21 protein-coding genes and 2 pseudogenes are annotated in these 22,770 nt (G+C 50.2%); 10 read left to right on the top strand and 13 right to left on the bottom strand.

Annotated features, from left to right (window positions below):
* Positions 1-51 precede the first annotated feature (51 nt).
* Positions 52-585 (bottom strand): annotated as a pseudogene (locus tag M1Q06_RS08865) (MFS transporter); the annotation flags it as partial.
* On the opposite strand from M1Q06_RS08865, the pseudogene M1Q06_RS08860 reads away from it, so the two are divergent.
* Positions 585-907: pseudogene (locus M1Q06_RS08860) on the top strand (winged helix-turn-helix transcriptional regulator). The pseudogenes M1Q06_RS08865 and M1Q06_RS08860 sit on opposite strands and share 1 nt — an antisense overlap.
* A gap of 551 nt (positions 908-1,458) precedes the next feature.
* Here the strand turns inward: M1Q06_RS08860 and M1Q06_RS08855 are convergent.
* Together M1Q06_RS08855 and M1Q06_RS08850 are read right to left on the bottom strand one after the other, a co-directional pair.
* Positions 1,459-2,349 (bottom strand): DMT family transporter, encoded by an 891-nt coding sequence (locus M1Q06_RS08855; RefSeq protein ID WP_434399364.1) that lies wholly within the window; start codon positions 2,347-2,349, stop codon positions 1,459-1,461.
* A 212-nt stretch (positions 2,350-2,561) separates the two neighbouring features.
* Complete coding sequence (locus M1Q06_RS08850; RefSeq protein ID WP_434399362.1) at positions 2,562-2,957, bottom strand: VOC family protein; 396 nt, start codon at positions 2,955-2,957, stop codon at positions 2,562-2,564.
* Positions 2,958-3,211: 254 nt separating this feature from the next.
* Here M1Q06_RS08850 and M1Q06_RS08845 point away from each other — a divergent pair, with 254 nt between their 5' ends.
* From M1Q06_RS08845 to M1Q06_RS08835, 3 genes are all read left to right on the top strand, one after another.
* Positions 3,212-4,471 (top strand): YeeE/YedE family protein, encoded by a 1,260-nt coding sequence (locus M1Q06_RS08845; protein ID WP_434399360.1) that lies wholly within the window; start codon positions 3,212-3,214, stop codon positions 4,469-4,471.
* 250 nt (positions 4,472-4,721) lie between these two features.
* Positions 4,722-5,423: a helix-turn-helix domain-containing protein gene (locus tag M1Q06_RS08840; RefSeq protein WP_434399358.1), complete on the top strand. Its 702-nt coding sequence runs from the start codon at positions 4,722-4,724 to the stop codon at positions 5,421-5,423.
* A 124-nt stretch (positions 5,424-5,547) separates the two neighbouring features.
* The gene (locus tag M1Q06_RS08835; RefSeq protein ID WP_434399356.1) at positions 5,548-6,096 is read left to right on the top strand and encodes a TVP38/TMEM64 family protein; all 549 of its coding nucleotides are present in this window, start codon (positions 5,548-5,550) and stop codon (positions 6,094-6,096) included.
* Positions 6,097-6,143: 47 nt separating this feature from the next.
* Here M1Q06_RS08835 and M1Q06_RS08830 read toward each other — a convergent pair whose 3' ends face one another.
* From M1Q06_RS08830 to M1Q06_RS08810, 5 genes are all read right to left on the bottom strand, one after another.
* Positions 6,144-7,739 (bottom strand): long-chain-fatty-acid--CoA ligase, encoded by a 1,596-nt coding sequence (locus M1Q06_RS08830; protein ID WP_121299682.1) that lies wholly within the window; start codon positions 7,737-7,739, stop codon positions 6,144-6,146.
* Positions 7,740-7,938: 199 nt separating this feature from the next.
* Positions 7,939-8,502 carry a GNAT family N-acetyltransferase gene (locus tag M1Q06_RS08825; protein WP_434399353.1) on the bottom strand — a complete coding sequence of 188 codons (564 nt, stop codon included), beginning with the start codon at positions 8,500-8,502 and terminating at the stop codon, positions 7,939-7,941.
* A 159-nt stretch (positions 8,503-8,661) separates the two neighbouring features.
* Complete coding sequence (parC, locus tag M1Q06_RS08820) at positions 8,662-11,088, bottom strand: DNA topoisomerase IV subunit A (protein ID WP_434399351.1); 2,427 nt, start codon at positions 11,086-11,088, stop codon at positions 8,662-8,664.
* A complete protein-coding gene (gene parE / locus M1Q06_RS08815; protein WP_101190344.1) occupies positions 11,085-13,055 on the bottom strand; it encodes a DNA topoisomerase IV subunit B in 1,971 nt (656 codons plus the stop codon). The genes parC and parE overlap by 4 nt, the downstream gene beginning before the upstream one ends.
* A gap of 117 nt (positions 13,056-13,172) precedes the next feature.
* Positions 13,173-13,586, bottom strand: a complete 414-nt coding sequence (locus tag M1Q06_RS08810; protein ID WP_121300268.1) for a CoA-binding protein — start codon at positions 13,584-13,586, stop codon at positions 13,173-13,175.
* 129 nt (positions 13,587-13,715) lie between these two features.
* Between M1Q06_RS08810 and plsY the strand changes: the two genes are divergently transcribed.
* On the top strand, positions 13,716-14,306 hold the full coding sequence (gene plsY / locus M1Q06_RS08805) for a glycerol-3-phosphate 1-O-acyltransferase PlsY (protein WP_434399349.1): 591 nt from the start codon (positions 13,716-13,718) through the stop codon (positions 14,304-14,306).
* Between the two features lie 21 nt (positions 14,307-14,327).
* Complete coding sequence (locus M1Q06_RS08800) at positions 14,328-14,624, top strand: HesB/YadR/YfhF family protein (protein WP_274625220.1); 297 nt, start codon at positions 14,328-14,330, stop codon at positions 14,622-14,624.
* 37 nt (positions 14,625-14,661) lie between these two features.
* Here the strand turns inward: M1Q06_RS08800 and M1Q06_RS08795 are convergent, their stop codons facing one another.
* The 4 genes from M1Q06_RS08795 to M1Q06_RS08780 form a co-directional block, all read right to left on the bottom strand.
* Entirely contained in the window at positions 14,662-14,973 is a 312-nt protein-coding gene (locus M1Q06_RS08795; protein ID WP_121299692.1) for a hypothetical protein, read from the bottom strand.
* On the bottom strand, positions 14,948-15,397 hold the full coding sequence (locus tag M1Q06_RS08790; RefSeq protein ID WP_434399346.1) for an acyl-CoA thioesterase: 450 nt from the start codon (positions 15,395-15,397) through the stop codon (positions 14,948-14,950). Before M1Q06_RS08790 ends, M1Q06_RS08795 begins: the two co-directional genes overlap by 26 nt.
* A gap of 149 nt (positions 15,398-15,546) precedes the next feature.
* Complete coding sequence (gene acnA, locus M1Q06_RS08785; protein WP_434399344.1) at positions 15,547-18,261, bottom strand: aconitate hydratase AcnA; 2,715 nt, start codon at positions 18,259-18,261, stop codon at positions 15,547-15,549.
* Between the two features lie 130 nt (positions 18,262-18,391).
* Entirely contained in the window at positions 18,392-18,895 is a 504-nt protein-coding gene (locus M1Q06_RS08780) for a DinB family protein (protein ID WP_101190341.1), read from the bottom strand.
* Positions 18,896-19,149: 254 nt separating this feature from the next.
* Between M1Q06_RS08780 and M1Q06_RS08775 the strand changes: the two genes are divergently transcribed.
* The 3 genes from M1Q06_RS08775 (at position 19,150) to M1Q06_RS08765 (ending at position 21,259) form a co-directional block, all read left to right on the top strand.
* A complete protein-coding gene (locus M1Q06_RS08775; protein ID WP_121299698.1) occupies positions 19,150-20,019 on the top strand; it encodes a site-specific integrase in 870 nt (289 codons plus the stop codon).
* 338 nt (positions 20,020-20,357) lie between these two features.
* Positions 20,358-20,900, top strand: coding sequence for a cysteine hydrolase family protein (locus tag M1Q06_RS08770; RefSeq protein WP_121299700.1), 543 nt, complete (start codon positions 20,358-20,360; stop codon positions 20,898-20,900).
* Between the two features lie 95 nt (positions 20,901-20,995).
* Positions 20,996-21,259 (top strand): GlsB/YeaQ/YmgE family stress response membrane protein, encoded by a 264-nt coding sequence (locus M1Q06_RS08765; RefSeq protein WP_068869160.1) that lies wholly within the window; start codon positions 20,996-20,998, stop codon positions 21,257-21,259.
* 282 nt (positions 21,260-21,541) lie between these two features.
* Here the strand turns inward: M1Q06_RS08765 and M1Q06_RS08760 are convergent, their stop codons facing one another.
* Entirely contained in the window at positions 21,542-22,189 is a 648-nt protein-coding gene (locus M1Q06_RS08760) for a lytic transglycosylase domain-containing protein (protein ID WP_121299713.1), read from the bottom strand.
* Between the two features lie 148 nt (positions 22,190-22,337).
* On the opposite strand from M1Q06_RS08760, the gene mscL reads away from it, so the two are divergent.
* Complete coding sequence (gene mscL / locus M1Q06_RS08755; protein ID WP_121299715.1) at positions 22,338-22,727, top strand: large conductance mechanosensitive channel protein MscL; 390 nt, start codon at positions 22,338-22,340, stop codon at positions 22,725-22,727.
* Positions 22,728-22,770 lie beyond the last annotated feature (43 nt).

Genomic DNA, 22,770 nt, shown 5'->3' with positions numbered 1-22,770 from the left:
ATCCCAGAATTGCTTCTGGGATGGGGTTTTTTATGGAATGGATGAACTCTTTTACGTCGTGGCGGATTTCCGGACAACAGCTGAAGCTTTTCGCTCAGTACCTTGCTCCAAGCTGCGGCTCCAGGCACTCAGCAACACTGCGCCAAAGACCATAACCGCACCGATCAAAGGCGTATGGATCAGGCCAATCGAATCTGCTACAGATCCGCCAAGCACCGCTCCAATGGCGATGCCCGCATTAAAGGCAGCGATATTGATGGCAGAAGCTGTGTCTACAGCGCTCGGCACGTAACGCTCAGCGAGCATGACCACATAGACTTGAAGGCCTGGAACGTTCATAAACGCGAATAAGCCCATCAAGAAAATGGTGATCAAACCGGCGATTTTGAAAGGGGCTGTAAACGACAAAATGAGCAAGATGACAGCTTGAATCAAGAACATATAGAATAATGCCCGAATAGGGTTGCGATTGGCCAATTTCCCGCCAATTGTATTGCCAGCTGCAATGGCGATGCCATACCCGAAGAGAACGATTGTAACGGTTCCAGCTGCAAAGCTAGGGACTTGCTGAAGCAAAGGAGACAATTTCAGTGGAAGCCACGCTGGAAGTGATTGGCGGCAAATGGAAAAAGGTGATTCTCTATCATTTGACGCACGGCACGAAAAGAACGAGTGAACTTTGGCTTTGATGCCAAAATCACACAGAAGATGATGACGCAGCAATTGCGTGAACTTGAAGCTGATGAAGTCATAAATCGAATCGTCTGCAACCAAGTTCGAATACGAACTAATCGAATACGGCTGGAGCTTGCAGGGCATTTTGGATTCGTTGCAGCGTTTGGGGAAGACACAAACCGAGAAAGTACATCGAGAGAAATCCGGAGTGCAGAACGAGAATTTGATATAAACTCAAACCAGTTTCAGGCAACACTAGATACGGACGAGGGAGACCGATTGAACACTCGTTAAACCTTTTTTAAATTTTAGTTTACATAATATAAATTATAGGAAGTTGTGTTTCATTTAATAAGTATACTCATAATAGTGAGACGAAACCGAGATTTACAGTGAAACCGACTGTTTTTCCATTCGCTGAGCGATTCGTTTGTTTGAATGATTTTATCGGTTTTTATCTAAGTACGCTGTGTTCATTAAAATGATATACGAATTTTAAAAACCCAAACCGGTTCAGCTGTTGATCAGCCGTTCCGGTTTGGGTTTAATTGATTGTCAGCTTCTCGCAAATCAATTCGACTCGTAAGTCGTCAGCCTGCTGATGAATCCGCGGTTCATTTATGCATCTCTGTATTTCCGTAATCCTTCAGTGTCTTTTGGTTCCATCGGTTTTCAGTTGCCATAAACCGCTCCGGCTAACTCCTAGCTGCAGTTTCGATTTGGTTGCCGCCTGTTATCGATCCACAGCATCTGTTATTCGCATAAATCCGCTATCGTACTCCTTCATATGGCTTTTCCAGGAATTGCCGCTTCCTGCCGCTTTTCCGGCCAATTCACCAAGAATATGCCTGTAAAGATCAACGTGCCGCCAATGATCAGCGACACCCCGACTTGCTCCCCTAAAACAAGCCATCCCGATATGACACCAAAAAATGGTGCCAGGAATAAAAAGGCACTTACTTTCCCTGGATTGCCGTTTTGCAGCAGGAAAAACCAAATCGCAAACTGGATGATCGACGCCGGAATTGCCAGCCAAAAAATGATGAACAGCGATTCAGTATTGATAGCCAGTCGCTGGGTTTCCAATAAGCTGCTTGCGATCAGCAAAATCAAACCGCCAAACAGCATTTGATACGCCGTCAGCACCCACGTATCGAGCCGAATGCCCCAATGCTTGATCAACAACGTGCCAATTGCCCAGGAAACAGCGCTGCCAAAGCCGAACAAGGTGCCGACTTCCAAGTTCACTTGGCTGCCCATCGTAATGAAGACACCGAAAAATCCAAGCAGCACCCCTCCCCATTGAACGATGCGGTAGCGGATGCCGAGAGCGACTGTGCCAAAAATCACCACCAATAAAGGATTGGTGAACGTCAGAATGGCGGATTCCCCGGCCGTGATCGTCCGAAGGCTCAGGAAAATACAACCCATGACGCCAGCGGTCTGGAAAAAGCCGATGACGAGAATGTGCAGCCATTCGGAACGCTGCCGTGGGTGCTTGCGCTTGAACAGTTTGACAAATGTGGCCATCAAGATGCCCGCAATCGTAAAACGGATCCCGACCAACAGCAACGGCGAGACGTGTTCGAGGCCGATTTTGCCGACCGCAAACGAAGAACCCATCAAACTGGTGGTGACGATGACGAGAAACGCGAAAAGGAATTTATTGTTCACAGGACACCCGCTCCTAGCTGCATGATAAAACTCATCCAGAATTAGTCAAAACTTTTAGTCTATTCATCCATCGTACCGCAATTCCGTTTCATTTACCTCCCTTTCTTTAAAATCTGCCGCTATTCATTTGCAGCTAAATTCCATCCCACAGCAAAAACCGGAACCGCACACGAGGAGGCGCTTCCGGTTTACATCATTATGAATAGTACGAATTAAACATCCATCACTAGAAAGTTCCAGCGATGTCCGTCAACATCCGAAAACCCCGCTCCGTACATGCCGTTTCGTTCACCCGGAGGTGCAAAGACGGTGCCGCCTGCCTGTTCGATGCGAAACATGAAGTTATCGACTTCTTCGCGGGTTTTCGCCGACAATGAAAACAATACCTCAGAACCGATCGATGTATCGGCGATTGCTTGCTGCGTAAAAGCTTCAAAGCTTTCTTCAGGAAACAGCATTACATAGAGTTGCTGGCCCTCTAAATAAAACGCCGCCTGCTGGGCATTGCTGGCATCCGCTTTGGGCAGCAAAAATCCGGCTTGTTCATAAAAGGCCTGGGCTGCCTGCAAATCCTTCACCGGCAAATTGATCCACAACCGATTGTCCACGGTGCTTCACCTCGCTTTCGTTCCTAAAACAACAATTGACAGGATCATCGAACAACTTCTAATAAGTATGTTCATATTTCTTCTCCAGTACCAGTCTAGGTCCGCAGTTCGACTTATCTTTCTATTCCCTGGCCCGTATCGAGCAAACCTCGTGACCACCTGCTGGATGCGAGCCGCTCCGTTGACTTTCCCGAAACGCTCCTATAATATAATGTTTTATTCCCTACTATATCACTCAGAAAAGGATGTTTTATATGACGACTAGCACACGGGTCCAACCCGTCAATGAAGTGAACGATCCCGTCTACCGCGACACGACCGCCTTGAACGCACCGCAGAAAGCCTTGATTGCCGGAGGTATTGCGGTCGCGGCGTTGTTGACGGTGTATTTACTCGCCACGCAGCATATCGCACAAACCGTGCTGCTTGGCATCGGGCTGTTGCTCGGCTATACCTTATTCCATGCACGGTTCGGCTTTACTTCTGCGTTCCGCCGCTTCATGTCGGTCGGCAATGGCCAGGCGATGCGCTCGCATATGCTCATGCTGGCGGTGGCCGTGACTTTGTTCGCGCCGATTCTGGCGTATGGCTATTCGTTCTTCGGCACCGGTGTATCAGGCTACGTCTCCCCGATCGGTGTGAGCTTAGTGGTCGGGTCGTTTATTTTCGGCATCGGCATGCAGCTCGGCGGCGGCTGTGCTTCCGGTACGCTGTATGCGATCGGCGGTGGGCGTTCGGTCATGTTTATTACGCTATTATTCTTTATTATCGGAACGACCATCGGCGCGTATCACTTGCCGTTTTGGACAGAAGATTTGCCGGCTTTTGAACCGGTGTCACTGGCCACGTCTACAGGGCTTGGCTACGGCGGCGCATGGCTCGTGTCAATTACGTTATTCGGGCTCATCGCCTGGATCACCTTAATTATCGAGAAAAAGAAACGCGCACCGAAAATGGCGCCGCTTCCGACTACTACGGGATGGAAACGCATTTTCCGCGGGTCTTGGCCGTTGTTCGCCGCAGCGATCGCACTTGCGGTATTGAACGCATTGACCTTAATGACGCGCGGAACGCCTTGGGGCATCACGTCGGCATTCGCGTTATGGGGCTCGAAAATTGCTGAATTCTTCGGCGTGGACGTCGCAAGCTGGGGCTACTGGCAAGGGGCGAACGCAGCGATGCTCGAATCGTCCATTTTTGCCGACTCCACGACCGTGTTGAACTTCGGGGTCATCCTTGGTGCCTTTCTCGCTTCAGCAGCTGGTGGCTTGTTCAAGTTCACCAAAATCACGATGGGCAATTTCTGGGCATCCGTTGTCGGCGGCTTGCTGATGGGCTACGGGGCGCGTCTTGCGTTCGGCTGCAACATCGGCGCATACTTCGGCGGCATCGCTTCATTTAGCCTCCATGGCTATATCTGGGGCATTCTCGCACTCGCCGGTACGTTCTTCGCCTTGTACTTGCGGCCCTTGTTCGGCCTGTCCGTCCCGAAATCCAACGATTCGGTGTGCTAGACATTTACAACTTGCTTTTTATATAGGTTTCCGTTCATCGGAAGCCTCTTTTTTATGGGCATGAAGCGAAACGGGACGCAACATGACTTGCTTTTTTAGAAAATGGGCCAGTCTATTAAATGAAATTCACCCGGATTATCAATTCTTGCGGTTCATGGAGCGGATTTCGGTATATCCCCCGAAAATTTTCCGTTCTTTTTCTTGTTTCTTGCTATAATAAACATATTCTTTCCCTGAAAGTTGGCTGAACATGACCCGTGATTTTGAATTGCATGCTATTGAATCGAAGACCGTCGCGACCGGACAGTCCGTGCATATCCCGCTCCACCGCCACCAGCAACTGGCAGAATGGCTGTGGGTGGAGTCAGGTGAACTCGAAATCACCGCAAACGCTGAATGCTTGACACTTGAAACAGGAGCACTTGCGCTGATTCCTCCTGGCCAATGGCACGCACTGTCTTTTGCTTCAAGCAGTGAACAGCGCTATCAAAGACTGCTGGTTACGCATCCCCTTGAGTCAGCAAATGACACGATCTGTTTCACTTATCCTGCGCATCCTGCTTTTCTCGCATCCGTGATGGACGAACTGAACCGTGAATTGCAACAAGTGAGCCCTGCTTCGTCAAGACAAGTGCAGCTTTTGCTGAACTGGTTGTATGCTGCAGCCAAACCACCAAGCGCCCCGATTCAAACGGCGGCTTCTTCCAAAACGGCACGCATTTTGCACCAAATGGAAGAAACTTGCCACTTACCCTTTTCACTTGAATCCATCGCTGCCGCTTCCGGCCTCAGCAAATTCCATTTCAGCCGCCATTTCAAGGAGTCGGTCGGCCAGACGCCGCTGCAATTTGTCATCAGCTGCCGCATGGAGCGCGCCAGGCAGCTGCTCCTGGCTTCAGAGCAATCGGTTTCGGACATTGCCGGGCTCTGCGGCTATAAGAGCGCGACATAGTTTCACGCTGCTTTTACACGCCATAGCGGCAGCACGCCGAAACGGTTTCGCGAGCAGCGGAAAAACCTCGAGGCCAAGCGATGAGCACCTCTTTCTTGTCCGTAAATAATGAGGTGACGCGCTAATGGAAGGACTGCTGCGCTTTTTGGAATTCGTCTTATTGTTAATCGCCAATATCGCCATCGGCACGCTTGGGTTCATCCCGAGCATTCTCATCACCCCAATCAACCTCGACCGCTTCGGTTTGATCGGCGGCAGTGCATTGTCCATCAGCGGGGAGATGATCGGCGCGCTGTTCGGGTTTTGGCTGTACCGCTACGGGGCGAAACATATCCCGGATGCGTGGCAACAGCGTTCCTGGCTCCGGTTTTTCCGCAATCAATCCCCTGTAAGCATTTGGTGGGCAGTGTTGGCGCTGCGCATCTTGCCATTTGTCCCATCCGGTGCCGTCACGGCAGGCGCTGCCTTGACACGGATTTCGGCGCACGCTTTTTTCGCGGCGAGTTCGCTCGGGAAATTGCCGGCAGTGGCCATTGAAATTGCGGTCGCGTTCGGGCTGGTGTTGTGGCTGCCGCGCTCCCTGTTGTATAGCACACTCGGCCTCTGCTTGGTGATTTTGCTATTGATTGCGTTGATCCGTAAACGCAGCCCGAAAAAGAATATGCCCCATTAAAAAAAGCGAGAGCTCCCGGTTGAGGAGTTCTCGCTTTTTTAGATGCCTTAATTGACTTTCTTGCCGCCGCCCCAATACATTTCACGCAATTGGAACTTCTGCAGCTTGCCGGTTGCCGTCTTCGGCAAGGCTTCCACGAAGTCGACCGATTTCGGTACTTTGAAGCGCGACATGTGCTCCCGCGTGTAGTCGAGGATTTCCTGCTCGGTTACTTCTGCGCCTTTGTGCAAGACGATGATCGCTTTTGGCACTTCGCCCCATTTCTCGTCCGGTACGGCAATGACCGCCACTTCTGCGATCGCCGGATGCTTATAGAGCACGCCTTCGATTTCGGTGGACGAAATGTTTTCACCGCCGGAGATGATCATGTCTTTGATGCGGTCTTGGATTTCGATAAACCCGTCCGGATGCGTCACGGCGAGGTCACCGGTATAGAACCAGCCGTCGCGGATCGCTTCCGCGGTTTTTTCAGGATCTTTGTAATAGCCTGCCATGACGACATTGCCGCGGGTGATGATTTCCCCGAGCTCCTTGCCGTTCCAGGCGACTTCCCGGCCGTCTTCCTGGTTGACGACTTTCGTTTCGCCGTTAAAGGCCAGTTCAATGCCTTGGCGCGCCTTGATGCTCGCTTGTTGATCGGCATCCAGCGTGTCGAACTCGTTTTTCCATTCGCAATACAAAATGAATGGCGAAGTCTCGGTCAGCCCGTAAACGTGCATCATGTTGAGGCCGAGCGTTTGTTGGGCCTTGGCGATGAGTGCCGCAGCAGGCGGCGCACCGGCCGTGCCCATGCGGATTTTGGTCTTCAATTCGATCTGTTTGGCTTTCGGTTCATTGACCAGCATATTGACGACCGTCGGCGCGCCACATAGTGAGGTGATGCCATGGCTTTCAAACAGATCGAGAATCAGCGGCGGGTCGACTTTGCGCAAGCACACATGTGTGGCCCCTGCTGCTGTGATCGCCCAGACACCGCCCCATCCGTTCGTGTGGAACATCGGCAAAGTATGCAAATAAACATCGTCAAATTTGATCTCCAAATGATGCAGGAAGTTCGCGCCGTTCAAATAATTCGTCCGGTGCGTCTGCATGACGCCTTTTGGATTTGAGGTCGTGCCACTCGTGTAATTGAGCGACAGCATCTGGTTCTCGTCGAGTTCGACGTTTGGCAATTGTTCATCGTCTGTGACCGCTCCGATAAATTCCTCGTAGCCGACGCCCGCAAGACTTGTCTCATGCCCTTCAGCCGGCACGATAATGTATTTCTCAATCGACAAGTCGCCTTGAATGTCTTCAATGATCTTGGCGTATTCCGCATCGACGATCAGCATCTTCGCGTCGCTGTGTTTGATGATATAGCCCAAGTCTTTGGCAGACAAACGGTAATTGAGCGGCACGATGACCGCTCCGAGCGGCGGGATGCCATAGAACGCTTCGAGCATATAATGGGTATTCGGCAGCATCACGGCAACATGGTCTTTCTCCTTGATGCCTGCATTATGTAGGGCAATCCCCAACTGGTCGGAGCGGCGGGCAAACTCCTTGTACGTGAAACGCTTGTCTCCGTCGATCACGGCTACTTTCTCCGGGTAATACTTTACCGCGCGTCGTTTCCAGTCCAGCGGTGTCAATGGTACGATCATTTCGAAAACCCCTCTCGTGTCTCTTGTGTCCAACTGTTATATATCAAGTATAGAAAGCCGGACAGGGGCTGTCAACGGAAGTTTCGGAATTGGCGGAAAAATTAAACAATACACATTTTGTGTTATAGCACAATTTCTTTCACGACGAGCTAATCCATTTCCCATCAGCTACTAACCAATTCGAGAGGAGCGGCGGCATTCAAAATGGCATGTCTTGTTTCTGCGCACCGTAGTCTTGTTTCAGCAGCGCCAAATAATCGATGTCTTCATAGGCACCGTTCATGAAAAACTCCTGTTTGAAACGGCCCTCAAAGGCCATGCCCGCCTTCTCAAGCACTCGCCTCGAGGCAGGGTTGCGCACGAGGCAGCGGCCGAATACGCGGTTCAGGCCGTGTTCGGTGAAGGCCTGGTCCAGCATTTTTCGGCATGCTTCTGTCGCATAGCCCTGTCCCCACTCGGCGGAATCAATAAAATAACCGATTTCGCCCGAGTGATGGGCTTTTGACACGGCGACCAATCCGCAATTGCCGATATAGCGTGCGGGCTGGTCTTTCGTAAAGACCGCGTATTCAAAGGATTGGCCGATGTCAAAGCTTTTTTGGACATAGTCGAGCCAGCCATCGAGCTGCTTTCTTGGATACGGATGCGGGATCATCAGCATCGTATCGGCAATTTCGCGTTTTTTAATTACGGCGTAAACGCTATCTGCCATATTCGCTTGATAAGGCTTCAACCACAGCCGTTCGGTTTCCAGTATCGTCATATACACGCCTCCTTTTTGGTGATTCATCTGGGCTTTGGTGCGGTTAAAAAGAATGAATTCAATACATTATTCAGTAATTATTTCAGCATTTTTCAATGAATGGATAAACCTACAACAAAAAAGGCGTTGAATGAATTATTCATTCAACGCCTTTCAAAATTATTCAGTAGCGGGCACTAAGTAAGCTGCCGTGACGGCGCCGTCTGTTGCTTCGTCTACGATAAACGACCCGTTGGAATAGCGGTCGACCGCTTTCAGGCGGCCAGGCGCAATCGAGATGCGCAAGCCTTTGGCGGTTTCGAGCAGAATCTCTTCTTTGCCGGTCGTGCCGATGACTGCAACCACGCGGTGAGGATTGGATTTCAATTCCCGCAGCATGATGACGCCGCGTTTGGCGCGGCTGCCGCTTTCAAATTCACTAAGTTTCATCTTTTTGGCGGCTCCGCGCTGCGTCGCGAGCACGAGATCTGGCTGCTGTTCCGCGTCGATCATGACCGCAGACACCGCTTCGTCGCCTTCTTTCAAGTTGAGCCCTTTGACGCCGGCAGTCCGAAGCCCTGTTACAGGCACTTCTTCAAGCGGGAAGCGGACGCCGTACGCCATTTTCGTCGCCAGGAACAATTCGGTTTCGTTCGTCGCGAGCCCTGCGAATATCATGTCGTCGTCTTTTTTCAGGTTCATCGTCTTGATGGCGCGTGAATAGCGCTGCACGTGGTAGTCTTTTAGCGCCGAACGCTTCACTTGGCCGAATTTGGAGACAGTCAAAATGGTCGCATCCTGTTCAAAATCTTCGAACGGGAACACCGCGAGCACCGATTCGTTGGAATCGAGCGTGACAATGCTCGACAAATGCTGGCCGAGGTCCTTCCATTTAATGTCCGGCAGTTCATTGACGGGCTGGAACACGAAATTCCCGCCGGTCGTGAAGATCAACACCGTATGCTGCGTATTGAGATTGCCTTCGAACAACAGGTGGTCGCTGTCTTTCATGGCAAAATCCTTGCCGTTCGAAGCCGCATGGGAGCGGGTGCTCGTCCGTTTGACATAGCCTTCTTTCGTCACGGTAACAATCACTTCTTCACTTGGAATCATGATTTCACGCGTAATGGTCAATTCTTCGATCTTTTCTTCGATTTCAGAGCGCCGCGGTTCCGCGAATTTCTTGCGGATCGCCTGCAATTCCTTTTTGATGACGTTTTTCAATTTCGTCGCACTCGTCAAGATGCCAGTCAGCTCGGCAATTAATTTGCGCAAGCTTTCCTCTTCTTTTTCGAGCTCGGTGATATCGGTATTCGTCAGTCGGTAAAGCTGCAAGGAGACAATCGCTTCTGCCTGCGCTTCCGAAAACTCGAATTTCGCGATCAAATTGTTTTTCGCGTCGCGTTTGTCTTTGGAGGCACGAATCGTTTTGATCACTTTATCGAGGATCGACAATGCTTTGATCAAGCCTTCAACGATGTGCATGCGGTCGCTCGCTTTTTGCAAGTCGAATTCCGAGCGTTTCGTCACGACTTCTTTTTGGTGTTCGATATAGGCATCGAGCATCGTCGGCAAGGTCATCATCGTCGGGCGGCGGTGATGGATTGCCACCATATTGAAGTTGTAGCTGATCTGCAGGTCGGTGTTTTTGTACAAATAGTTCAAGATGCCGGCTGCCTGCACTTCTTTTTTCAATTCGATGACGATGCGAAGGCCCGTGCGGTCGGATTCATCGCGCACTTCGGAAATGCCGTCGAGTTTGCGGTCGAAGCGGTGGTCATCGATTTTCTTGATGAGGCTCGCTTTGTTCACTTCAAACGGGATTTCCGTAATGACGATCTGTTCTTTGCCGCCCTTGAGCGGTTCAATGGCCGCTTTCGAACGGACGACGATTTTGCCACGTCCCGTTTCATAGGCTTTTTTGATGCCTTCGACGCCTTGGATGATGCCGCCGGTCGGGAAATCCGGGCCTTTGATGACGGTCATCAATTCATCGATTGTCGCATCCGGCTTGTCGATGCGCATGAGGACAGCATCGAGTGCTTCGTGCAGCGCATGCGGCGGGATGTCGGTTGCATACCCAGCAGAGATCCCAGTCGAGCCGTTGACGAGCAAGTTCGGGAAACGCGCCGGGAGGACGGTCGGTTCGACGTCCACATCATCGAAGTTCGGGATGAATTCGACGGTGCGTTTTTCGATGTCTCTTAACAATTCGCCGGAAATCGCGGAAAGCCGGGCTTCCGTGTAACGCATCGCGGCCGGGGAATCCCCGTCCATCGAGCCGTTGTTGCCGTGCATTTCCACGAGCATGTGGCGGATTTTCCAGTCCTGGCTGAGCCGCACCATCGCTTCGTAAACGGAGCTATCGCCGTGCGGATGATAGTTGCCGATGACGTTCCCGACCGTCTTGGCGGATTTCCGGAACGCTTTGTCGTTGGTATTACCTTCGTGGTGCATGGCATAGAGGATGCGGCGCTGTACCGGTTTGAGCCCGTCGCGGGCATCCGGCAGCGCGCGGTCCTGAATGATGTATTTACTATAGCGGCCAAACCGATCGCCGATGACTTCTTCTAAGGGCAGATCTTGGAAACGTTCGGTTTGTGTCATACGAGTTCCTCCTCAGCGTGAATCAAATCATTTTCTAGAATATTGCTGTCGTCTTCCAAACCGAAGTCGACATTGTTTTCGATCCATTTGCGGCGCGGTTCGACTTTATCGCCCATCAAAGTCGTGATGCGGCGTTCGGCGCGCGCGCCGTCTTCGATCGTCACACGGATCAAGGTGCGCGATTCCGGGTTCATCGTCGTCTCCCACAATTGGTCGGCGTTCATTTCCCCGAGACCTTTATAGCGCTGGAGCATATAGCCTTTGCCGATTTTTTTGATCGACTCGTCAAGATCCGCTTCGGTCCAGGCGTAATCGACGACTTCTTTTTTGCCGACGCCTTTGGACACTTTATAGAGCGGCGGCAGCGCGATAAATACTTTACCCGCTTCGATGAGCGGCTTCATGTAGCGGTAGAAGAACGTCAACAGCAGCACTTGGATATGCGCGCCGTCGGTATCGGCATCGGTCATGATGATGACTTTGTTGTAAGCGATGTCGTCTACGGAGAAGTCGGAAGACACGCCGCCGCCGATCGCGTGGATGATGGTGGCGATTTCTTCGTTTTTCATGATTTCTTCCAGTTTCGCTTTTTCGGTATTGACGACTTTTCCGCGCAGCGGCAAGATCGCCTGGAATGTCCGGTCGCGGCCTTGCTTGGCCGAACCGCCGGCCGAGTCGCCCTCGACTAGGTACAATTCGTTCTTTTTGGCGTTGCGCGACTGCGCCGGCGTCAATTTGCCGGACAATAAAGTATCGGACTTCTTGCGTTTTTTGCCATTTCGGGCATCTTCCCGCGCTTTTCGTGCGGCGAGACGCGCCTGAGACGCCCGTATTGCTTTGCGGACGAGTGATGCACTGTGTTCGGCGTTCTCCTCGAGGAAATACATCAATTGCTGGGAGATCACCGCATCAACGGCACCGCGGGCTTCGCTTGTGCCGAGTTTGCTCTTGGTCTGGCCTTCAAATTGCAGCAACGCTTCCGGGATGCGCACCGAGACGATGGCCGCTAAGCCTTCGCGGATGTCGGAGCCCTCTAAGTTCTTGTCTTTATCTTTCAATAAATTGATTTTGCGTGCGTAATCGTTGAATACGCGGGTCATTGCCGCTTTTGCGCCGGTTTCGTGCGTCCCGCCGTCGCGTGTGCGGACGTTGTTGACGAACGACAGGATCGTTTCGGAATAGCCGTCGTTAAACTGGAACGCGAATTCGACTTCGAGGCTGTCGCTCTGCCCTTCCATATACGCCACTTTGTGGAGCACGTCTTTTTCTTCGTTCAAGTATTCGACGAAGGCTTTGATACCGGTTTCATAAAAGAAGCTCTCGCCGGTTTGGCTGCGCTCATCGATCAACTCGATGTTCATGCCTTTCATGAGGAACGCGGATTCACGCAAGCGTTCGCTCAGCGTGTCGTAATTGTATTTGGATACGCTAAAGATGCTTTCGTCCGGCAGAAAGTGGATCAAGGTGCCCGATTCTTTCGTTTTGCCGATCTCTTCCAAAGTCGTGACGGGTTTGCCGCCGTTTTCAAAACGCTGGCGGTATTTGCGCCCGTCGCGGTGGATCGTCACTTCCAAAAAACTCGACAAGGCATTGACGACAGATGCGCCGACGCCGTGAAGCCCGCCGCTCGTCTTGTAGCCGCCCTGGCCGAATTTCCCGCCGGCATGGAGCACCGTCAAAATGACTTCCGGTGTCGGTTTGCCGCTTCTGTGCATTCCGGTGGGCATGCCGCGGCCATAATCGCGCACGCTGATGCTATTGTCTTCGTGAATGGTCACCGTGATGCGGTCGCCAAATCCCGCAAGCGCTTCATCGACGGAATTGTCGACGATTTCGTAGACCAAGTGGTGAAGCCCGCGGGCATCGGTCGAACCGATGTACATCCCTGGGCGTTTGCGTACAGCATCCAGCCCTTCTAGAACTTGGATCGCTTCTTCGTTGTATGCATTGCTGTTCGTTTTAGCCATCTATTTCCCTCCAACAAACATTTGTTCGTATACTCTCTTCTTTTAATCGTATGCCATTCCAGGCATTCCTGTCAATGTTCATAGAAAAAGAGCGCTAGGCGCCCTTCGTGAAAACTGCTATTTCAGGATGGCATGTTCGACTTTGATGCAACGGTCCATGATGACCGTATGCCCGGCGGCGTGGAGGCGGTTGAAGACCTCTTCATCAACGACGTTCAGCTGCGTCCAAAACACCGGGGCTTCGATCTTAAGAAAATCTTCGGCAATGGCCGGCAAAAATTCGCTGCGGCGGAATACATTGACGATGTCGACCGGTTCCGGAATGTCCGTAAGCGCCGCGTAGCTTTTCTCCCCCAGCACTTCATCCGCCATCGGATTGACCGGGATGATGCGGTAGCCGGCGTCTTGCATCGCTTTGGATACCATATACGAGGTTCTCATCGGGTTCGGGCTCAAGCCTACCACCGCAATGGTTTTAGCCGTGTCGAGCACTTCTTTGATTTCTGTGCGGTCTGGGTTTTTCAACAAAATCACCTGTCCTTTTAGTCTATCATACATGAAAGTGGGCCGTTTGTTGAATAATCCGCCATCTATTGTTTCTGTGTCTTCGGTCATGGTAAACTGTAGAAAAGAAAACAGTGTACGTCAAAGGAGTCAATCATGGACATTTTGCTTCCGGTAATTATCGCTTATTTACTCGGATCCATCCCTTCAGCGCTATGGATCGGAAAACTTTTTTACAATACGGACATTCGGACGAAGGGCAGCGGCAATTTAGGGGCGACCAACACCTTCCGCGTGCTCGGGCCGAAAGCGGGTTTTGTCGTCACCATCCTGGATATTTTAAAAGGCACCGCCGCGACGCTGCTGCCGCTCGTCATGGTGACCGATGTCCACCCGCTGATTCTCGGCGTCGTCGCGGTCATCGGCCACATGTTCCCGCTGTTTGCGCGCTTTAAAGGCGGCAAAGCGGTGGCCACATCCGGCGGGATTTTGCTTGGGTATCAATGGCCGTTGTTTTTACTGGCCGTCGCGGTCTTGTTGATTGCGTTGAAGATCACCAAGATGGTATCCTTGTCGTCAATCATCTTGGCTGTCGTCTCGGTTATCTACACGATCTTCTACACGATCAATACCGGTGATTACCTGTTCATGGCTGTCATTTTCACACTCGCCACGTTCATCATTTACCGGCATCGCGCGAACATTGCGCGTATACGCGCAGGCACCGAACCGAAGATCAAGTGGTAGAACCCGAAAGGACGTGTTTGCATGGAGATCCATTTGAGCAAAGATGCACGAGATTGGTTCCATAACGAAATGGAAGTCGAGGCCGGTGAAGCGGTGCGGTTTTTCGTCCGCTACGGAGGCGCTGGTTTGCAGCCGGGCTTTTCGCTAGGCGTCACGAAAGATAGTCCTTACGAAGCGGTGGTCCGCCTCGAAGAAGGAGACGTGCTGTACTTTATAGAAGAAGCCGACCATTGGTATTTCGACGAACACGACCTGCACGTCACCGTTGATGACGAATTGGGTGAATTAAGTTATTCATACGAACAAAAAGAAGCATGACGCAAAGTTGCGTCATGCTTCTTTTTTTTATTCAAATCTATTCATTTTCGTTTTTGATTAATCGATTCAATTGATCCAAGCGGCCTTCCGCCTCCAGGATTTCCGCTTGCCGGTCGCCGAATAAGTCGAAATGCGGATAGTCATTGCGCAAGTCCAGCCATTCACGCCTTAAGCCGTAGCGGCTGCCCCAGTCGGCAAGTTTATCGATGTCACTGCAGCCCACTTTCGTGACTGTGCTGCAGCCGGGGAATCGGTGGTCTACCCAGTAATGGGTAAGAAAAGAGATCTGGCCGTCTTGCACATCCTGTTTCCAGCGCTCCAATTCAGGTCGTCGGATTCCGAATGCCATCTTCTGCCTCCCTCACCACTTCCTTGTATTTGGCATCCCATTCAGGGGCCACTTTCGCCAGCGGAACAGGACGGAAGCTGTCTTTTTTCACCACGACATGCTCTGACGTCGCTTTTGCAGCCAGTGTGCCATCCTCGTGGAGCACTTCGTAGCCATATGTCGTCCGCAAGCGGCCGTGAGACTCCACCCAGGTCTTGACGCGCGCTTTCTGCCCGTAGCGCAGCGCTGCTTTGTATTGGATGGAGATGTCCGTCACCGGGGACAAGAATCCTTGCGATTCCATGCCCGCATACGTAAACCCGAGATCCTCGATCAATTGGGTGCGTCCGAGCTCGAGCCAGATCAAGTAATTGGCGTGATAGACGACACCCATCTGGTCAGTTTCCGCGTAGCGGATCTCAATTTCTTTTTCGCTTATGTACATTTTCCTTCACCTCTCCTCTAGTATACAGGACATGCCTTGCGATCAAAAAGCACAAGGCCCTGAAGCTGTTTTTCTCGCAGCTTGCGAGATCCTTTGTGGGGATTTCTTCTCAAAATAAAAAGGCCGCCCGAAGGCAGCCTTTTTATTTTTTATGCTTCTAGCAATTTGTTGCGGAGCACCATTTGCAGGATGCCGCCGTGACGGAAGTAGTCGACTTCCACTTCAGAATCGAAGCGTGCGAGGACTTTGAATTCCGTTACTTTGCCATCTTCAGCAGTAGCTGTAACCGTCAGTACGTCGCGCGGTTTCACATCGTCGGACAAGTTGACGCTGATTGTTTCGTGGCCTGTCAGACCAAGAGAATCAGCGCTTTCGCCGTTGACGAATTGAAGCGGCAAGACGCCCATCATCACAAGGTTCGAACGGTGGATACGCTCATAGCTTTCCGCGATGACTGTTTTGACGCCTAGAAGGAATGTTCCTTTAGCAGCCCAGTCACGGGAAGAGCCCATGCCGTAATCTTTACCGGCTAGAACCACAAGGCCAGTGCCTTGCTGTTGATACTTCATGCATGCATCGTAGATCGGCATAACTTCGCCAGTCGGCCAGAATGTCGTGAAGCCGCCAGTAGTGCCTGGTGCGACTTGGTTACGGATGCGGATGTTCGCAAACGTACCACGCATCATGACTTCGTGGTTACCGCGACGGGAGCCGTAAGAGTTGAAATTACGCGGCTCAACGCCGTTTTCACGCAAGTACAATCCAGCTGGTGTATCTTTGCCGATTGCGCCTGCAGGAGAAATGTGGTCCGTCGTGATCGAATCAGCGAATTTCGCCATGACACGAAGGCCGGATAGCGGCTGGATCGGTGCCGGTTCTTTCGACATGCCTGTGAAGAACGGCGGGTTTTGGATATACGTAGAGTTGTCATCGAATGCATACAATGAATCGTCGTTTGTTTCGATGGCATTCCACTCTGCGTTTTCAGTGAAGACATGCTCGTACTCTTTACGGAACAATTCAGGCGTTACCGTGTTGTGCACGACGTCTTTCACTTCTTCAGTTGAAGGCCAGATGTCTTTGAAGAATACATCGTTGCCATCTTGGTCTTGACCGATTGGGTCCACTTCAAAGTCGATATCCACTGTACCGGCAAGTGCATAAGCTACAACTAGCATTGGGGATGCCAAGTAGTTTGCTTTTACAAGCGGGTGGATGCGTCCTTCAAAGTTACGGTTACCGGACAATACGGATGAAACGAGCAAGTCGTTTTCAACGATCGCTTCTTCGATTTCAGGAAGGAGCGGGCCGGAGTTACCGATACATGTTGTACAGCCGTAACCGACCAAGTTGAATCCGATTTGGTTCATGTAGTCAAGAAGGCCAGAATCGCTCAAGTAGCCTGTAACGACTTTCGAACCTGGTGCCAATGACGTTTTCACGTATGGCGGCGGCGTCAAGCCTTTTTCAACTGCTTTTTTCGCAACCAATCCAGCGCCGAGCATAACGTACGGGTTGGACGTGTTTGTGCAAGATGTGATCGCAGCGATCGCCAAAGCGCCCGTATTCATTTCAGCTGTTTTGCCGTCGTTGAATTTAACGGTCGCTGTTTTGTTGATTTCGTTTTGGTCCAACGCGAAGCCGTGCGGGCCTTCTGGAGCGGTAATTGCCGTGTTGAATTCTTTTTTCATTTGCGACAATGGAATCAAATCTTGTGGGCGTTTTGGGCCGGACAAGTTCGGTTCAATTGTCGTCAAGTCGATTTCGACGAGGTCCGTGTAGATCGGATCTTCGTTGTCGACAGTAAAGAACATATCGTTCGCTTTTAAGTATTCTTTTGTGACAGCGATTTGCTCTTCTGTACGGGCAGTCAAACGCATGTAAGTCAATGCTTCTTCATCCACTGGGAAGAATCCGCAAGTTGCGCCGTATTCCGGTGCCATGTTGGCGATCGTTGCACGGTCTGCAAGCGGCAATGTCGTAACGCCAGGGCCGAAGAACTCGACAAATTTGCCAACTACGCCTTTTTTACGCAAAGTTTCAGTGACTTTGAGTGCCAAATCCGTCGCAGTTGCGCCGTTTGGCAGTTCGCCAGTCATTTTCACGCCGATAACTTCAGGAATCGGGAAGTATGAAGGCTGTCCGAGCATGCCTGCTTCCGCTTCGATTCCGCCGACGCCCCATCCAAGAACGCCGATCCCGTTGATCATTGTCGTGTGGGAATCCGTACCGACAAGTGTATCCGGGAAGGCTTCGAATGTGCCATCTTCGTTTGGAAGAGCGTGGACAACATTCGCCAAGTACTCAAGGTTTACTTGGTGGACAATACCTGTTGCTGGTGGAACTGCACGGTAGTTGTCGTATGCTTTTTGTGCCCAGTTTAGGAACTGGTAACGCTCTGCATTGCGTTCGAACTCAAGTTCCATGTTCGCGCGCAGTGCATCTTCAGTGCCGTAACGGTCAACTTGCACCGAGTGGTCAATGACCAAATCAACTGGAATTTCCGGGTTGATCTTGTCCGGGTCGCCGCCCATTTCAGCCATTGCTGAACGAAGCGCCGCCAAGTCGACAACTACCGGTACGCCGGTGAAGTCTTGAAGGATGACACGGGAAGGTTTGAATGGAACTTCCGCTTCTTTGTTCGCGTCTTTGCCCCATTTTGCTAGTTCTTCTACATGTTCGTCTTTGATGACATATCCGTCGTGCTGACGCAATACGGATTCCAATAGTACTTTTACAGAGTACGGAAGGCGAGATACTTTCGCGATCCCCGCTTCTTCGAGTGCAGCGAGACGATAATAATTATACGTCTTGCCGTTGAGCTCGAACGACGTGCGGCTGTTGTGCAAACTGCTCTTTGCCATAATCGTGTTCCTCCTTTAAATCTTCTGAAAAGGCGTGTTACCGCGTCTTTTCTCCTCTTCCATCATACCGAAACAACGTGCATAAGTAAATTACATTAAAATTATACATTCCGATAAGTTTTTCTAATGACTATTTCTTTTTCTCATCGATTTTTCTTAAGGTCTCTTCCAGTTGAATTAGATGACGTTTCTCATGATAGCCGATAAATGGAAACCATTGAACAAGCGGCACGTCGCCAAAAACAGGATGCGGCATGGAGTTGTTCTGGAGCGTCTCTTCGTCTGTATGCGTGTAGACTTCATACAGGCGATTTCTTGATTCATTCAACTTCTCTTTCATTTCCTTTAAGGTAAAAAATTTCTCTTCAGGCACCGTATGATTTGGCGCGTCAACTTTCACTTTGCGGCTGACCGATAATTGGATCGGTTTCTTCATGGCTTTCTTGCGTTCGTTTTTCTTCGCTGTCTTTGCAACGCCTGCTGTAATCGCCTCCTCCATTTTAAGGAGATGATCCAAAATCTGCATGGCAGACCATTCGCCTTCCGATGGTTTTTCATTCAGCGCATTGTCATCGAATGATTCGACTTTCTTCAAGATGGTATGGCGTATTCTTGCGTTTTCTTCGTTTTGCAATTACTGCACCTCATTTCTAATTCCCATTATCTTTCTTTATACCCGCTTTGTCGATTATCATTCGTTTTTTCACTTCCATTTCGAATTCCTTGTTGGCTGCTTTTGATTTTTTTGTAATACCCTTAAGTAGTTTGTTACTTATGAATGAATAAAGAATTTTTTCAGTCATTTCCTTGTGCCACAAGGGAAAGTGCGTTCTATTCTGCCTAAAAACTGGTACAATGAATAAAACCTAGTTAGAGAGGTGAATGTCCATGCCATACGGTTATGAAAAATACAGATTGGATAACGGCATCAGCCCCAACACGGTTGTCCATGAAGTCCAATTGATCCGAGCGCTTTTTGCCTTTTTGCGAAAGACATATAAAAAATCGGTGGAGCCTCATGAAATCCGTCCCTCCGACATCCAGCAATTCCTATTGGAACAAAAAGAAGCCGGCATCAAAGACAGCACCTTGAACCGCAAATTGATCTACATCCGCCGCTGGTTCGATTATATGTGGCAGATTGGCAAGATCCCGAATGACTTCATGCCGAAATTCAAATTAAACCATAAGCTTGATTTAAAGCCCCATGACATCGAAGTCGACTACGGCCATCTTTTGGATAAGAAACCAGACGTGTTGAAGTCCGCAAAACTGCCGCTCAATGCCAAACTGCTCTACGTCTTCTATTTAAGAGGGTTACGCCTTCGCGATATGGTGACAATCGACATCGATAATTTCCTAAATGACGCAGACGGCCTCCATCTGGACGTCGAAAAGAAAGACGGTTATCATTGCACGCTGCATTTCGATGAACACGAAGAAGCAGTGATGGAACAAGGGATCGAACGGGCGAAAACGCGCGGCACTTCCTTTCTGCTGTCATCGAAAGTAAAAGACCAATTCACCAATTTTCAGATGGGCTCGCTATCCGACTACACGGAAGCACTTGCCGAATTTGTCGGCGCCCCGATGCGTTCAGGTGACATCCGCTTTGCCTACGTCCACCATCTGTATGCGGTCGAACACAAGAATCTGGAGGAGATCCAGGAAATCCTCGGCGTCTCCCTCGAATCCGCTTCCCGCATGTTGAAGGATTCACTCGTGCGCATGAAACGCCAAGCCCATCCGCCCGCATAAAAATCCACCCGCTCCTATTGGAACGGGTGGATTTTTATCGATTCGTTTTAATTTTCGTGTGCTGCTTTTCTGTTTATGCGCCTGTTAGGCCAAAAAACCAAAATCTAGCGCAAAGCTGAAAATGATGAGTGTGTGGATGACCGTGAACCACAGCCCTTGTTTGTTGAGTTTTCCAAGTTTTCATATTGCATGGAACACACCCCTTTTCTGTTTTGTTTATTATAATTAGTTTTCAGAATATTGGCAAGATATTTAACCGCAACATCCTCTCTCATTTTCACATTCGTTAACAGTGCGTATGGAAACAGGTATACTAGAAAAAACAGGAGGCGATTGAAATGAAAAAAGCATTGCTGGTAGTGGATTATACAGTGGATTTTGTCGCGGAAGACGGCGCGTTGACATGCGGTGCCCCGGGGCAGGAAATCGAGGAAGCGGTGTGCTTCATTACGGAACAGTTCATTGAAAACGGCGATTTTGTGGTCATGCCTGTGGACTTACACGAAGAAAATGACCCCTATCATCCTGAAACCAAGCTGTTTCCGCCCCATAACATCAAAGGGACGGATGGCCGCAAGTTATACGGCCGTCTCCAGGATGTATACGACCGCCATCACGAGAATATCGTCTGGATGGATAAAACCCGCTATAGTGCGTTCGCCGGGACACGCCTTGAACTGATGTTGCGGGAACGCAGTATCGAAGAAGTGCATATCATCGGTGTCTGCACAGACATCTGCGTATTGCATACGGCGATTGATGCCTATAATGAAGGATTCCAAATTGTCATCCACGAACAGGCCGTCGCAAGTTTCGATGATGCTGGCCACCGCTATGCCATGCGGCACTTTGAAACTATTTTAGGCGCCCAAATACGATAATTTTTACTGTTCCATGTTTTAAAAGTCCTGAATGTGGTTATACCTAGAGTGTAGCACTCATAACAATAAAACATTTTGAAGGAGCTGGAAAAATCATGGGAATCATTTTATATCTAATTATGGGCGGTATCATCGGTTGGCTAGCCGGCCTAATCCTCGGGAAAGACATTCCTGGCGGCATCATCGGTAACATCATTGCAGGTATCATCGGTGCATGGCTAGGCGGCTTGCTCCTAGGAGACATGGGGCCAGTCATCTGGGACGTAGCAATCATCCCGGCATTGATCGGCGCATTGATCTTCGTCTTCGTTCTTAGCTTGATCCTTGGATCAATGAACAAAGGACGCAAACGCGCATAATAAAAAAAGAGTGGACTTCGGTCCACTCTTTTTTTTATCGAAAAAGTTAAGAAGGCGAATCCTCCGAAGCTTATCGCTCGCTTTCCGTGGGGCGGGAATCGAGCCTCCTCATTCGCTACGCTCACTGCGGGGTCTCTCAAACCCGCTAGTCCCACAGGAGTCGAGCGAACGCTTCTCCAAATATTTATAAATGTAGAGAAGCAATCATCGTTCTAATTTATAGCGTTTCATAGAATTCTTCAACAATTTAAAAAAAGAGTGGACTCCGGTCCGCTCTTTTTTTTATGAATTATTATATTGTTCTTCAAAACGCCCGTAATAATGAAGGATGTCTTCCACGTATTCATCGCTATGGTTGTAGCGGTAAATCGCCCGCTCCAAATCCCCTTCTGCCGCACCGTTTTGCGCCAGATAATTGGCGGCGCTGTGGAGGGCATCTTCCAGGTCATACGGGTCGGCTACGCCGTCGCCGTCGGCATCCACCCCGTATCCCCCGTATTTCGCGATGACTTCCGGGTCGGTCTTGTCCGCTTCCGGTATTTCGCCTTGCCCCTGTCCAGAACAGGTCGGGTGGCTCCAGCCCACGAACGTGCAGGGCATGAACTGCATATGCCCTTCTGCCCCGACCGGCGACAACAACGGATCCATCGTCGAGAATTTCGTTTCAATTCGGTGGTGTGCGGCCAATAATGTCCAAGGAATTCCGTAACGGTCTGCCGCTTCCTGGTAGAGCGTAATATTATCTTCCGGAAACGGCACTTCAAATACGCGGTCCTGCCCTTTTTGCACCGTTTCCTTCACTGTATCGCCGTAATAGGAATACGCCACCACCGCGACAAGCGTGAAAGCTACGATCGCCGCAGGAAATAGCATCAATAAAAAGAGGAACCTCAAAAGAAGCGAAGGTTTTTTTCGTTTTTTCTGTTTCATATGTTCACACCTATAGTTTCATTTGCCTCAGTTTACCATAGCCCGCAGGTCTTTGCCCATTTGCTGAAAGTTTTTAGAGGCCGGTGCAGGAGAAATTTTAGTTGAAGAGAATATATATAATGACAACTGCAGAAAGGAGGAACAGCCTATGTGGGAAGATTTCAAGAAATTCGCCTTGAAAGGCAATGTGCTGGACTTGGCGATTGCGGTAGTCATCGGTGCGGCGTTCGGGAAGATTGTCACTTCGCTTGTCGAAGACATCATCATGCCGGCCGTGGGGATTCTGCTTGGCGGATTCAGTGTCGAGGATTGGACTTATACTTTTAATGGGGCCGAACTCCGCTATGGCGCATTCACGCAATCCGTCATCGACTTTTTCATCATTGCGTTCTCTATATTCATGGTGATTCGTTTATTTACACGTATGAAACGCCAAAAAGATGTGCCGGCGGAAGAAGAACCGGAAGTGCTCGATAAAAAAGAAGAGCTATTGATCGAAATTCGCGATCTTTTGTCAAAAGAAAAAACCGGCCAATGACCGGTTTCCCTTCAGCTGCCGAGTCTATCGGTAGCTTTTTCTT

It is taken from the genome of Planococcus sp. 11815, from assembly GCF_051096385.1.
In the GTDB taxonomy this organism is placed as follows: domain Bacteria; phylum Bacillota; class Bacilli; order Bacillales_A; family Planococcaceae; genus Planococcus; species Planococcus citreus.
Note: the sequence above shows the minus strand (reverse complement) of the source record. Positions and strands in the feature narration are given on the sequence as shown.